This window comes from Allobosea sp. TAB14 (assembly GCF_052113865.1).
GTDB lineage: Bacteria > Pseudomonadota > Alphaproteobacteria > Rhizobiales > Beijerinckiaceae > Allobosea > Allobosea spartocytisi.
Map to the genome: position 1 here is coordinate 18,266 of NZ_JBFRDQ010000048.1, position 12,581 is coordinate 30,846.

Genomic DNA, 12,581 nt, shown 5'->3' on the forward strand with positions numbered 1-12,581 from the left:
CCGAAGGATGATCTTACTCGCTGGCCTGGTTGATCGACCCGGTCACGCTGGGCGCCGCGACCGCGCCGATGGCTCCGCCCGCCACGGCGCCGATCGGTCCGCCGACAAGCGCGCCCGCTCCCGCTCCCGCGGCCGCGCCGGCGATGCGCTGGTCGGTGGTGTTGCAGGCCGCGAGCAGCGTCGCAAGGCAGCTTGCGAGAAGAATGGCTCGCATAATTCGTCCCCTTTTGCTCGAGGCATCAGGCCGAAAAGCGAAATCCGCCTGTCTCGGAGCCCGACGCATCAATGAAAGCCGGGTCGCCAACGCGCCCATGCAGGCGCATCGCGGCCAGGCTCTGACCGGGCCGAGCATGGGTTTGCATGGCTAACGAAAGGTAAATCAGGCGGAGACGGTTGGGCCGAAGACCCGCTCGAAGGCTTCGCGCAGCACCGAATCGGCCTCCGGCATCGTCACCGGCAAGCCGAGATCGACCAGCGAGGTCACGCCGTGCCGGCTGACGCCGCAAGGCACGATGCCGTCGAAATGGGAGAGATCGGGATCGACATTGAACGAGATGCCGTGGAACGAGACCCAGCGGCGCACGCGGATGCCGATGGCGGCGATCTTGTCCTCGACGCCCTCGCCCCGTTCCGGCCGGCGCACCCAGACGCCGACGCGATCCTCGCGCCGTTCGCCACGAATGTTGACATCGTCGAGCGCGCCGATCAGCCAGCCCTCCAGCGCAGCGACGAAGCGGCGCAGATCCGGCTGGCGACGCTTCAGGTCGAGCATGACATAGGCCACGCGCTGGCCGGGGCCGTGATAGGTGAACTGCCCGCCCCGCCCCGAGCGGAACACCGGGAATCGCTCCGGCGCGATCAGGTCCTCGTCGCGCGCCGAGGTGCCGGCGGTGTAAAGCGGTGGATGCTCGACCAGCCAGACGCGCTCGCGCGCCTGCCCGTCGGCGATCAGCGCCGCGCGCGCCTCCATCTCGGCGACCGCCTCGTTATAGCCCGTCAGCCCTTCGGCCACGACCCATTCCACCGGCTCGGCGCCCGCTTCCGGCAGGAAGGAAACCGCCAGCGCATCCCGCATATTCACCATGGCTTAACCATGTTTCGTCCAAAGTTTACGGGCCGGTTTCTGCCGGCCGACCATGACCGAGCCTCTTGCGCCCAAAAGCCGCCGGCAGGCAAGTTTCGCTGGTCCAATTCTGAAGTAGGGTTCCGGAGGCAGGACTTGAAGACCGATCTCGATCTCGTTCCTGTCGAGCTTACCGTCGTGCTGGGGCAGACCCAGATGCCGATCTACAAGCTGCTGCGACTCGGCCGCGGCGCGATCATCGAGCTCAACGCCAGCGAGATGGACGAGGTCCAGATTCTCGCCAACAACCATCCCTTCGCCAAGGGAATCGTCGTGGTCAGCGGCGCGCGCATCTCCGTCGAGATCACCCAGATGCTGAAGCGCCCCACCGTCTACACGCTCCAGAGCGTCGCCGAGGCGGCCTGAACCCTCTTTTTTCAGGAAAATGCGACGCGCGTCGCTTTTCCACAGTGACGCTCTTGTGGCGACGGATTCGATTTGCTAGATCGGCGCCGCTCCCTGGTTGCACCGCCCGCAACTGGAACAGAGCTGCGGTCGTGGCGGAACTGGTAGACGCACTACCTTGAGGTGGTAGCGGGGAGACCCGTGGAGGTTCGAGTCCTCTCGACCGCACCAAATTCGGACGATAAGTCCAGCGAACGGCGACCCTCTCGGGTCGCCGTTCGCGTTTCCGGCCTCATGCTCGATTCGTCCCAGGCTGCACCGTTCCAGGCTGACAGGCGTCAGAACTTTGGTAACGTAAATCGGTCATCAACGTGTCTCGTCTGATCCCCGAGAATACCGCTCCCCGCATGTCACGCATCAGCATCCTGCCTCTTCTGGCTGCCGCCGCCGTTGCGGTCCTTGGCGGCTGCGTGGCGCTCGACACCGCCGGTGACCGGCGCCCGCATGCCGGCGTCGTCGAGGCTCACAGCTACCCGATCCACGGCATCGACGTGTCGCGCTGGCAGGGTGACATCGACTGGTCTGCGGTGCGCGCCTCCGGCATCCGCTTCGTCTACATGAAGGCGACAGAGGGCGGCGACCACATCGACCCGGCCTTCCAGCGCAACTGGGACGGCGCGCGCCGCGCCGGCATCGCCCGCGGCGCCTATCATTTCGTCTATTGGTGCCGCCCGGCCCATGAGCAGGCGCTCTGGTTCAAGCAACAGATCCCGAACGATCCCGACGCCTTGCCGCCGGTGCTCGACGTCGAATGGAACGGCCATTCCAAGACCTGCCCGCAGAAGGTCAGCCGCGAGCTGGCGCTGGAGAAGATCCAGCTCATGCTCACCGAGCTGGAGCAGCTCACCGGCAAGAAGCCGGTGATCTACACCGACATCACCTTCCACAAGGAGGTGCTGGAAGGCCAGTTCAACGACTACCCCTACTGGATCCGCTCGACGGCGGCGAAACCCGAGACCCGTTACCAGAACCGTCCCTGGGCGATCTGGCAGTTCACCACCACGGCCAAGGTCCCGGGCATTCGCGGCGATGTCGACCGCAACGCCTTCTTTGGCAACGAAGGGCAGTTCATCGGCTGGCTGCAGGGCGAATACGACATCGCCACCCGCCGCTGGGAGAAGCGCAAGCCTGTGCCGCCGCAGCCGAGTCCCGGGCCGGATCATCCCGCGGCGCCAACCCCGATGCCCGTGGCACCCGGCCCGTTCTCTCCCGCTCCCGCCCCGCTTCCGAACGAGGACCCGGAGGACGTGCCGATGGCGCGCATTCCTGGCGGCGTGCCGCCGATGGCCTCGGCCTTCCAGCCTCTGGGCGACCAGAGCATTTCGGACTGAGGCTGCCGGACGCCGTCAGAGGCGCACCGTCATTCCGACTTGACCCGCGATGACGCGTCTTTTCCCCAAAAAAACAGCACGCAGCAGCCCTGCCACGCCGCGCGAATCCCGCCGGTTAACCAAAGCTGAAAAACATCCTGCGATTGCCGGGCAATTCTAACCRCCGCTTAACCACGCTCTCCGCATCTGGACCTGTGATGCAGGAGAAACACATGCCGGCGCGCAAGCTGACCCACGGCAGGATCTATCTCGGAGCCTTCGCCTTTCTGACGGCCCTCACCTGTCTGGCCGAGCCCGTCTTCGCGCTCTATCCGAAGAAGGGCGACAGCGCACCGCATCACGGCGTGCGCGATGCCCGGCGCAAGGTCATCCAGGGCATCGACGTCTCGCGCTGGCAGGGCGAGATCGACTGGGAGAAGGTCAAGGGCGCCGGCACGCGCTTCGCCTTCATCAAGGCGACGGAAGGCGGCGACCATCTCGACCCCAATTTCCGCCGCAACTGGGCCGAGGCGAAGAAGCACGGTGTCCCGCGCAGCGCCTATCACTTCGTCTGGTGGTGTCGCCCGGCCGCCGAACAGGTACGCTGGATCAAGAAGCACATTCCGCGCGACCCCGACGCATTGCCCCCGGTGCTCGACGTCGAATGGCAGAACGGCTCGCAATGCGCCCGCAGGGTCTCGCGCGAGGATGCGCTCGCGAAGATCGAGATCATGCTCAAGGGGCTGCGCGAGCACACCGGCAAGAAGCCGATCATCTACACCGACATCAATTTTCACGAGGACGTGCTCGAAGGCGCGTTCAACGACCATCCCTACTGGCTGCGCTCCACCGCCGCGCCGCTGGCGAAGCGCTATGCCCGCGACCGCTGGGAATTCTGGCAGTTCACCACCACCGGCCGCGTGCCCGGCATCGCCGGCGATGTCGACCGCAACGCCTTCTTCGGCAGCGAGCGCGAATTCGAGGCCTGGCGGCAGGGGCGCTTCGACATCGGCCTGCGCAAATGGCATGGCGGCGAGCCGAAGGTCGCGGCACGCACGCCGCCCCCGACGCCGGCAGGGCTGCGCGCGCCCAGAGCGGCTGGCGGCGCCACGCTGAAATTCGCCCCGCCCGGCCGCATTCCCTCGCGCACGGCGGATAGTCGCGACGTCGGCACGACGGGTTCCGTCCGGCGCAATTGAAGCAGGCGGCGCCGGCCGTCACGTTCCTGTCACATCGGCAGAGCCCTGTGCCGCGCGCACAAGCCCCGCCCGTGATCGAGACGAACGACGATGCCGACCGATCTGCAATCCCAAACCGGCGTCATCTGGGCTTATCGCTTCAATACCGAGGGCCGGCCCAGCCTGATCGCGCGCGACACCCTGCCCGACCTCGCCCCGGGTGAAGGCTTCGTCTGGCTGCATCTCGACCTCGTGCACACCCGGGCACAGAGCTGGATCGGCGAGCAGGAGCTGCCGGACGCGGCGCGGGAAACCCTCCTCTCGCAGGAAACGCATCAGCGGCTCGACCATTCGGCCCAGCTTGCCTGGGGCGTCTCGCATGACCTCATCCGCAGCATCGCCGACAAGTCGGACAGCGTCGGCGCGCTGCGCTGGGTCATCGGCGACAGCTTCCTGCTCACCGGCCGGCGCGAGGCACTGCACTCGATCCGGATGACGGCGGAGGCGCTGAATCGCGGCGAGCCGGCGGAGAGCCCGAGCGCGCTTTTCGAGCAGATCATCGAATACATCATCGACGACATCACCGACAGCGTCGTGCGCCTCGTCGACGAAACCGACAGCGTCGAGGACCAGATCCTGCTGGACCGGCTGCATGACGGGCCGCAGCGCGTCGGCGCGATCCGCCGCACCGCCGTGCGGCTGCACCGGCAGCTCAGCGGCCTCCATGTCCTGTTCCGGCGCTTCGCCGAGACGCAATCCGGCCGCAGCGCCCCCGATGCCGTCAAGGCGACCGCAGCGCGCCTGCTGCAACGGGTCGACACGCTGCATCACGACGTCCAGTCGGTGCAAGATCGCGCCCGCCTGCTGCAGGACGAGATCGCCGCCCGCTCGGCAAACCGCACCAACCGGCAGCTCTACGTCTTGTCGATCCTGACCGCGCTCTTCCTGCCGGCGACCTTCATCACCGGCCTGTTCGGCATCAATGTGAAGGGACTGCCCTGGGTCGAGTCCGAGGCCGGCGCGATCTATGTGTCGCTGGCCTGCATGCTCGCGGCGCTGCTGACGCTCATCCTGCTGCGGCGCCGCGGCGTGATCGGCGACTAAGCCGCGCTGCCGCGCAAAGGCTTCACATGGCGGCTGGTCGCGTATTCACCTCGACAGTGACATGCGACAACGTCGGCAGGTCGGCAAGCAGCGCCTTGTAGGCCGAGGGTGATTTCGGCTGGCCGGTCACGACCGAGACGATGGCGCTGCGATGCCCGGGCCCGACCTGCCAGAGATGCAGGTCGGCGACCTCCGCGCCCTCGGCGGCGAGCCGCTCGCCGATGCGCTTCGCCAGCGCCTCGTCCGGCACCGTGTCGAGCAGCACGGCCCCGGAACGGCGCAGCAGCCCGACGGACCAATGCGCGATCACGCCGGCGCCGACGATCCCGATCAGCGGATCGAGCCAGACCCAGCCATAATACCGCCCGCCGAGCAGCGCCGCGATCGCCAGGACGGAGGTGAAGGCATCCGCGATGACATGCATGTAGGCTGCGCGCAGATTGGTATCAGCGCCATGGCCGCCATGGGAATGATGGCCGTGGTGGTGATCGTCGTGATCATGGTGGTGGTGCCCGTGGCCGTGATGCCCGGTGTCGCCATGGTGATGGTCGTGCCCGTCCCTGAGCAGCCAGGCGCTTGCCAGATTGACCGCGAGCCCAAGCGCCGCGATCGCGGTCGCCTGGGTGAAATCGATCGCAACCGGCGCGTAGAGCCGCAGCGCCGATTCCCCGGCGACCGCGAGCGCGATAAACATCAGCAGCAGGGCGCTGGCGAAGGCGGCGAGATCGCCGAGCTTGCCCGTCCCGAAGCTGAAGCGGCGGTCATGCGCATGCTGCCGCGCGAAGCGATAGGCGAAGGCCGCGATGCCGAGCGCCGCCGCATGGGTCGACATGTGCCAGCCATCGGCCACGAGCGCCATCGAGCCGAAGACCGTGCCGGCGACGATCTCCGCCACCATCATCAAGGTCGTCAGGCCGACGACGAACCAGGTCCGCCGCTCGTGGCGCTCATGCTCGCTGCCAAGGAAGACGTGCTGGTGCTGGGCGGGAAAGCTGTTCGCGGCCGACATCGGTTCGCTCCGGACGGTCAGAGATATTTGGTGAGGGCCTTGAGCTCGTCGAGCGACTTGCGCGCCTCAGGCGTCGCGACCTGAGCGTGGTCGAACAGGTGATGCTCGATATGATCGAAGATCAGCAGTGACTTGACCTTCTCCAGCGCCTTCTCGACCGCCTGGAGTTGCTGCACCACGTCGGGAACCGCCCTGCCCGCCTCGACCATCCCCACGACCGTGCCGAGATGGCCCTGCGCGCGGCGCAGGCGGTTGATGATGTCGGGATCCATGGCGTGGCTCATGGCCCATATCCTATCCCCCTGGATAGGATATGCAATAGCGAAGCCTCCACCGGCGATGGGCCGGGGCGGATGAGGGGTCGCACGCAGCCGGCACGGCATCACGCCAAACCGCGTCGGGCGCGGCTGCGCACTGACGCCCCGCGTCGGTCCGGCTATAACGACGGCAAGGGAGCCTCGCTCCCCACGACCCGCCGGGAGGTTCCGCCATGCTTGCCAACGCGCCGCGCCCCTTCAATTTTGACCTCGGCGAGACCGCCGATGCGATCCGCGACACGGTCCACGCCTTTGCGCAGGAGAAGATCGCACCGCGCGCCGAGGAGATCGACAGGACCAACCAGTTCCCGCGCGATCTCTGGCCGGAAATGGGCGCGCTCGGCCTGCATGGGATGACGGTCGAGGAGGAGTATGGCGGCTCAGGCCTTGGCTATCTCGAGCACTGCATCGCGGTCGAGGAAGTCAGCCGCGCCTCGGCCTCGGTCGGCCTCTCCTACGGCGCCCACTCGAATCTCTGCGTCAACCAGATCAGCCGCAACGGCAACGAGGCGCAGAAGCGGAAATATCTGCCGAAGCTGATCTCCGGCGAACATGTTGGCGCGCTCGCCATGTCGGAGCCCGGCTCTGGCTCGGACGTCGTCTCGATGCGCACCCGCGCCGACAAGAAAGGCGACCGCTACGTCCTCAACGGCAACAAGATGTGGATCACCAACGGTCCGATCGCCGAGACGCTGGTCGTCTACGCCAAGACCGATCCGGAAGCCGGCCCGCGCGGCATCACCGCCTTCCTGATCGAGAAGGGCATGAAGGGTTTCTCGACCCACCAGAAGCTCGACAAGCTCGGCATGCGCGGCTCCGACACTTGCGAACTCGTCTTCCAGGATTGCGAGGTGCCCGAAGAAAACGTGCTGGGCCAGGTCGGGCGCGGCGTCAACGTGCTGATGTCCGGCCTCGACTACGAGCGCGTCGTGCTGGCCGCCGGCCCGCTCGGCATCATGCAGGCGGCGCTCGACGTGGTCATGCCCTATGTCCAYGAGCGCAAGCAGTTCGGCCAGTCGATCGGCGARTTCCAGCTCGTCCAGGGCAAGGTCGCCGACATGTATGTCGCGCTGAATTCCTGCCGCGCCTATGTCTATGCCGTGGCCAAGGCCTGCGACCGCGGCGAGACCACCCGCGAGGACGCCGCCGGCGCCATTCTGCTCGCGGCCGAGAAGGCGACGCAGGTGGCGCTCAACGCCATCCAGCTCCTCGGCGGCAACGGCTACATCAACGACTACCCGACCGGCCGCCTGCTGCGCGACGCCAAGCTCTACGAGATCGGCGCCGGGACGAGCGAGATCAGGCGGATGCTGATCGGCCGGGAGCTGTTCAACAAGACGAAGTGAGGCTAGAGGGCTTCATGCCCCTTTACTTCGCCTACGGCCTCAACATGGATCCGGACGGGATGGCGCGGCGCTGCCCGAACTCCCGGCCGCTCGGCCCGGCCCGCTTGCCCCGCCACCGCTTCATCGTCACGCGCGACGGCTATGCCTCGGCGATCCGCGATCCGCGCGAGGAGGTCCATGGCGTGCTGTGGGACTGCTCGCTCAGTGACATCCGCGCGCTCGACAAGTTCGAGGACATCGCCAGCGGCCTTTACGTCAAGATCAGCCAGCCAGTGATCGTGCCCGGTGGCGCCAAGCGCGCGCTGATCTATATCGGCCGTTCGGGCGATCCGGGAAAGCCGAAGCCGGGCTACATGGAAGCGGTCATCACTGGGGCGAAACATTTCGCCCTGCCAGAGACTTACATCGCCGGCTTGAATCGCTTTCTGATCGAAAATCGCCGCGTCGTGCTGCCGAGATTGTAGGAAAAACTCCGCAATTCGCTTTCCCCCGCGCGGCCTCGGCCAGGCGTTGGATGTGGTGCCGACAGACCCGGAGCCCGTTGTTGTCGGGCACCCATCCATTCATCCTTTGGCGCGAAACTCCTCTGGTGCGAATGTCGCGAGCTCCTGCAGCAGCAGCGGCCAGCTGCGCAGGCCGAGCGCGATTGAATCGAGATGGAAGAACTCGTTGGGGGCGTGAACATCCTCGTCAGGTAGGTTCAGGCCGAACATCAGCGTGTCCATGCCGAGCAACTCCTTGAAGATCGCGGTGATCGGGACTGTCGCGCCGAGACGCACATGGACGGGGTCGCGTTGCCAGACCCGTTGCAGCACCCGCGTCGCCGCCTGAACCAGCGGGTGGTGGCCCGCCAGCGTCGAAGCCGGCGAGCCACCGCCGATGCCCGCGAATGCGATGCGCACGCCGGAGCGAGCGACCGAGCGGATATGATCCTGCAGCGCCTGAATGGCCTGTTCGGGATCCTGTCCGGGCGCCAGCCTGATCGTGACCTTGGCGCGCGCTTCATCGGGGATGACCGTCTTGCTGCCGGCGCCGGTATAGCCGCCCCACATGCCGTTGACGTCGATCGCCGGGCGCAGCGTCAGGCGCTCGCGCAGGCTGTAGCCGGGCTCGCCAGCCGCGATCCCGCCGACATCGGCGACGAAAGCGGCCTCGTCGAACGGCAACGCCGCGGCATCGCGGCGGTCCTGCGCACTCGGTGGCGGCAGCGCCTCCATCAAGGCGGGGACGGCGATCGCCCCGTTGGCGTCGTGCAGCGAGGCGATGATCGCGGCGAGTTCGTGCAGCGCGTTGCGCACGGCCCCGCCATAGCGGCCGGAATGCATCTCCTTCTCCGCGCTGCGCACGATGAGTTCGAGCTTGGCCAGGCCACGCGCCCCGACATTGATCGTCGGTTCCGTCGGGCTCGCACGCCCGCCATCGGCCGAGATCATCGCATCGGCCTGCAGCAGCGTCCCGTAGCGGTGCACGATTTCGCGGAGGCTTGGGCTGCCGGTCTCCTCCTCGCCCTCCAGGAAGAGCTTGATGTTGACGGGGCAGCCTCCGTGCACCGCGAGGAACCCGGCGACGGTCTCGATCGCGATCGTGGTCGAGCCCTTGACGTCGGAAGCGCCGCGCGCATGCAGGCGCCCGCCCTGGATCGTCGGCTCGAAGGGCGGCGTCCGCCACAGGGCGAGCGGATCGGGCGGCTGCACGTCGTAATGACCGTAGACGATGATGGTCGGCGCGCCCGGCGCCCCGAGCCAGGCGCCATAGACCGCCGGATGTCCGCCGCCATCGAGCAGTTGCACATCCGACAGCCCGATCTCCGCCAACCAGTCGAGCAGAAAGGCGCGCGTGGCGGCCATGCCCTCGGCATAAGCAGGATCGGTGCTGACGCTCGGCAGCCTGAGGAAGGCTGTCAGCCTGTCGAGCACGGCGTCATGGCGCTGCAGGAGGTGGTCGACGACCGGCTCGGCATTCATCGGGACTTCCTCGACATGGGTGCCGACGGCGCAAGGCGCCGCCTGCGTTGGGCTCTATTCCGGCTGGATGCCGGCGGCCTTCACAATCTCGGCCCATTTGGCGATCTCGGTCCCGACGAAGGCCTTGAGCTCGTCTGGCGTGCTGGTCTCAGGCTCGACGCCGGCCGCGAGCAAACGCTCCTTTGTCGCCGGATCGTTGACTGCGGCAGTCAGAGCCCGATTCAACGTGTCGACGGTGGAGCGCGGCGTCTTGGCCGGGACAAAGGCCGCGAACCAGGCCGCGAGGTCGTAACCCTTGACGCCACCCTCGGCCATGGTCGGCAGATCGGGCGCCAGCACGCTGCGCCTGGCGGTCGAGACGGCGAGGCCGTTCACCGCACCCGCTTTGATCTGCGGCAAAGTCGTCGAGATGTCGGCGAAAACGATGTTGATCTGCCCGCCGAGCAGATCGGTGATCGCCTGCGGATTGCTGCGATAGGGCACATAGGTGATGTCGAGGCCGGCCAGGGACTTCAGCATCTCGCCGGCGATGCGCGACGAGCTCGACCCGGCACCGAAGGTCAACTTGCCCGGATTGGCCTTGGCATAGGCGACGAACTCCTGGACGGTTTTGGCCGGCACGGCGGGGTTGGTCGCGAGCGCGAGCGTGATCGTGCCGAGCTTGCCGACGGCCTCGAAGCTGTTGATGGCGTCATAGGGCACATGCTTGAGCAGGCTCTGATTGGCGCCATGCGTGGTGTTGGTGGTGATCAGCACCGTGTGGCCGTCGGGCTCGGCGCGGGCGACGTTCTGCGCGGCGATGACACCGCTCGCCCCGGCCAGGTTCTCGGTAACCACCGGTTTCCCGAGGTTCTTCGAGACATGCTCGCCGAGGATGCGGGCCACAGCATCGGTCGCGCTGCCAGCCGCGAAGGGCACGACGAATTTGAGGGATCTCGACGGGAATTCCTGGGCACTCGCGGTGCCGGTGAGGCCGATGGCCAGCGCACCTGCGGCGATCATGCGCAAAATCGATGTTCTCATGGGTTTTCCTCCGCTTTTGTCGGTCATGTCGGGGCGGCGTCTTGCTGCGCCGTTCGGTTGGATCAGTCGTCCGGAATTTCGATGTCCAGCAGGGCGGAGCTCAGGGACTTGCCGTGGGTGTCGAGGGCGAGCGAGCGCGTCACCCCACCGCCCAGCGCCTGCTGGAGCACGAAATTGAGTGCGCCCAGCGACGCGATCTCGTAGCGGCTGACGCTGCCGCGAAGGAGGCCGGCGAAATGCGTCGCCACCCGCTCCGCCGTGACGTGCCGCACCAGGCGCGGATAATCCGCCTCCTCATAGGCGATCAGCGAGATGCTGGAGGTGTCACCCTTGTCGCCAGCGCGAGCATGGGCGATGGCGCGCAGCTTCATCTCAGCTCTCCAACATATGGATCGARGGCTGGACCCGCTCGCGCGGCAGCAGCGTCGAGAGCACTCCGAGAACCTCGCGGACCTGCTTGGTGACGCCACCGCCGCCCGCCGGCCCGTTGGTGTAAAGGGTCTCCACCTCGCTGCCGATGCGCACCGCTTCATCCATCGTGGACGTGCGCCCGGCCACGCGCAGCCGCACCTCGTAGGGCTCCGCCCGCTCGCCGCCGCCGGCCGGCAGTCCGAGGCCGTGGAGCGCGTCAATGCCGATCAGATCGAAGCGCAGCTCCTGCGCCGTGAGCCCCGTCAACTCCAGCCGCTCGCGCACGATCTCGGCCGCCAGCTCCGCGCGGTCTCGCGCGCCGCTGCCGGCATAGGAAATCTGGCCTTCGCCCACGAAGCCTTCGGCAATGCCGAGCGAGACCTTCAGCGCTTCGGGCCGCGCGCGGCCGCTCGCGCCGGTGATGCGCACCCGATCTCGCCCGACTTGCTCGACACGAACCTGCGAGAAGTCCGCGACGACGTCGGGGGTGAAATACGCCGCCGGGTCATGAATCTCGTAGAGAATCTGCTCCTTGCAGGTGGCGGATGTCACGCAGCCGCCCGAGCCCTCGACCTTGGTGATGATRGCCGAGCCGTCCTCGCCGACCTCGACGAGGGGAAAGCCGAGCCGCGCCAGCCCCGGCACCGTCTTGAAGCCGGGATCCGCGAAATAGCCGCCGGTGACCTGCCCGGCGCATTCCAGCACATGGCCGATCAGCGTCGCCTGGCCGAGCCGCGGCCAATCCTCGAACGACCAGCCGAATTCATGCACCAGCGGCCCGAGGAAAAGCGAAGGATCGGCGGCACGTCCGGTGATCACGAGATCGGCGCCGGCGGCGAGCGCCTGTACGATCGGCTCGGCCCCCAGATAGGCATTGGCCGAGATCAGGCTCGCCCCCAGCGCAGCAGCGGGCCGCCCATCTTCCAAGATACGGCCATGACCATCGCCGACCGAAGCCGCGACGTCGTCGCCCGTCACGRCCGCCACCTTATAGCCGCGCAAGCCGAGGTCGCGCGCGGTCGCGCAGACAAGCTCGGCCCCCGCCAGCGGGTTGGCCGCCCCCATATTGGTGATGATGGCGGTGCCGGCGCGGCGACAGGCCGGAAGCACCGCGCGCATGCGTGCCGCCAGCAGCGGATCGTAGCCGAGCCTTGGATCACGCCGCCGTGCCTGCTGCGCCAGCGCGATGGTGCGCTCCGCCAGACATTCAAAGACGAGGTAGTCGAGCCGGCCGCGCTCCGCGAGTTCGACCGCAGGCTCGATCCTGTCGCCCGAATAGCCCGCGCCGGCCCCTATTCTCACCTGTCGCATGCATCCTCCAGTTGCCAGAGAATGCCGCCGTAAATTCATAGCACAATTGAAATTATTCTATCTCAGTAATAGGATTTCAG

Annotated in this window: 14 protein-coding genes and 1 tRNA gene; 7 read left to right on the forward strand and 8 right to left on the reverse strand. The window is 67.0% G+C overall.

What is annotated here, in order from left to right; all coding sequences use genetic code 11:
• Positions 1 to 13: 13 nt before the first annotated feature.
• Together AB4Y99_RS09660 and lipB are read right to left on the reverse strand one after the other, a co-directional pair.
• Entirely contained in the window at positions 14 to 214 is a 201-nt protein-coding gene (locus AB4Y99_RS09660) for a hypothetical protein (RefSeq protein ID WP_441523159.1), read from the reverse strand.
• 165 nt (positions 215 to 379) lie between these two features.
• Entirely contained in the window at positions 380 to 1,084 is a 705-nt protein-coding gene (gene lipB, locus AB4Y99_RS09665) for a lipoyl(octanoyl) transferase LipB (RefSeq protein WP_441523160.1), read from the reverse strand.
• A 135-nt stretch (positions 1,085 to 1,219) separates the two neighbouring features.
• Here lipB and AB4Y99_RS09670 point away from each other — a divergent pair, with 135 nt between their 5' ends.
• The 5 genes from AB4Y99_RS09670 (at position 1,220) to AB4Y99_RS09690 (ending at position 5,120) form a co-directional block, all read left to right on the forward strand.
• On the forward strand, positions 1,220 to 1,489 hold the full coding sequence (locus AB4Y99_RS09670) for a FliM/FliN family flagellar motor switch protein (protein ID WP_248311217.1): 270 nt from the start codon (positions 1,220 to 1,222) through the stop codon (positions 1,487 to 1,489).
• Positions 1,490 to 1,614: 125 nt separating this feature from the next.
• A tRNA-Leu gene (locus AB4Y99_RS09675) sits at positions 1,615 to 1,699 on the forward strand.
• Positions 1,700 to 1,875: 176 nt separating this feature from the next.
• On the forward strand, positions 1,876 to 2,859 hold the full coding sequence (locus tag AB4Y99_RS09680) for a glycoside hydrolase family 25 protein (protein ID WP_113254046.1): 984 nt from the start codon (positions 1,876 to 1,878) through the stop codon (positions 2,857 to 2,859).
• 212 nt (positions 2,860 to 3,071) lie between these two features.
• Entirely contained in the window at positions 3,072 to 4,037 is a 966-nt protein-coding gene (locus AB4Y99_RS09685) for a glycoside hydrolase family 25 protein (protein ID WP_112763173.1), read from the forward strand.
• A gap of 90 nt (positions 4,038 to 4,127) precedes the next feature.
• Entirely contained in the window at positions 4,128 to 5,120 is a 993-nt protein-coding gene (locus AB4Y99_RS09690) for a CorA family divalent cation transporter (RefSeq protein WP_441523161.1), read from the forward strand.
• A 22-nt stretch (positions 5,121 to 5,142) separates the two neighbouring features.
• Here the strand turns inward: AB4Y99_RS09690 and dmeF are convergent, their stop codons facing one another.
• Both dmeF and AB4Y99_RS09700 read right to left on the reverse strand, forming a co-directional pair.
• The gene (gene dmeF / locus AB4Y99_RS09695; protein ID WP_441523162.1) at positions 5,143 to 6,129 is read right to left on the reverse strand and encodes a CDF family Co(II)/Ni(II) efflux transporter DmeF; all 987 of its coding nucleotides are present in this window, start codon (positions 6,127 to 6,129) and stop codon (positions 5,143 to 5,145) included.
• A 17-nt stretch (positions 6,130 to 6,146) separates the two neighbouring features.
• Entirely contained in the window at positions 6,147 to 6,413 is a 267-nt protein-coding gene (locus AB4Y99_RS09700; protein ID WP_112763170.1) for a metal-sensing transcriptional repressor, read from the reverse strand.
• Positions 6,414 to 6,619: 206 nt separating this feature from the next.
• On the opposite strand from AB4Y99_RS09700, the gene AB4Y99_RS09705 reads away from it, so the two are divergent.
• Together AB4Y99_RS09705 and AB4Y99_RS09710 are read left to right on the forward strand one after the other, a co-directional pair.
• Positions 6,620 to 7,792, forward strand: coding sequence for an isovaleryl-CoA dehydrogenase (locus tag AB4Y99_RS09705; RefSeq protein WP_441523163.1), 1,173 nt, complete (start codon positions 6,620 to 6,622; stop codon positions 7,790 to 7,792).
• Between the two features lie 14 nt (positions 7,793 to 7,806).
• A complete protein-coding gene (locus AB4Y99_RS09710; RefSeq protein WP_441523164.1) occupies positions 7,807 to 8,256 on the forward strand; it encodes a gamma-glutamylcyclotransferase family protein in 450 nt (149 codons plus the stop codon).
• Positions 8,257 to 8,355: 99 nt separating this feature from the next.
• Here the strand turns inward: AB4Y99_RS09710 and AB4Y99_RS09715 are convergent, their stop codons facing one another.
• The 4 genes from AB4Y99_RS09715 to AB4Y99_RS09730 form a co-directional block, all read right to left on the reverse strand.
• Positions 8,356 to 9,756, reverse strand: a complete 1,401-nt coding sequence (locus AB4Y99_RS09715; RefSeq protein WP_441523165.1) for a M20/M25/M40 family metallo-hydrolase — start codon at positions 9,754 to 9,756, stop codon at positions 8,356 to 8,358.
• A 54-nt stretch (positions 9,757 to 9,810) separates the two neighbouring features.
• Positions 9,811 to 10,779: a Bug family tripartite tricarboxylate transporter substrate binding protein gene (locus tag AB4Y99_RS09720; RefSeq protein ID WP_441523166.1), complete on the reverse strand. Its 969-nt coding sequence runs from the start codon at positions 10,777 to 10,779 to the stop codon at positions 9,811 to 9,813.
• Positions 10,780 to 10,841: 62 nt separating this feature from the next.
• Positions 10,842 to 11,150, reverse strand: a complete 309-nt coding sequence (locus AB4Y99_RS09725; RefSeq protein ID WP_441523167.1) for an AtuA-related protein — start codon at positions 11,148 to 11,150, stop codon at positions 10,842 to 10,844.
• A gap of 1 nt (position 11,151) precedes the next feature.
• A complete protein-coding gene (locus AB4Y99_RS09730) occupies positions 11,152 to 12,501 on the reverse strand; it encodes an acyclic terpene utilization AtuA family protein (RefSeq protein WP_441523168.1) in 1,350 nt (449 codons plus the stop codon).
• Positions 12,502 to 12,581 lie beyond the last annotated feature (80 nt).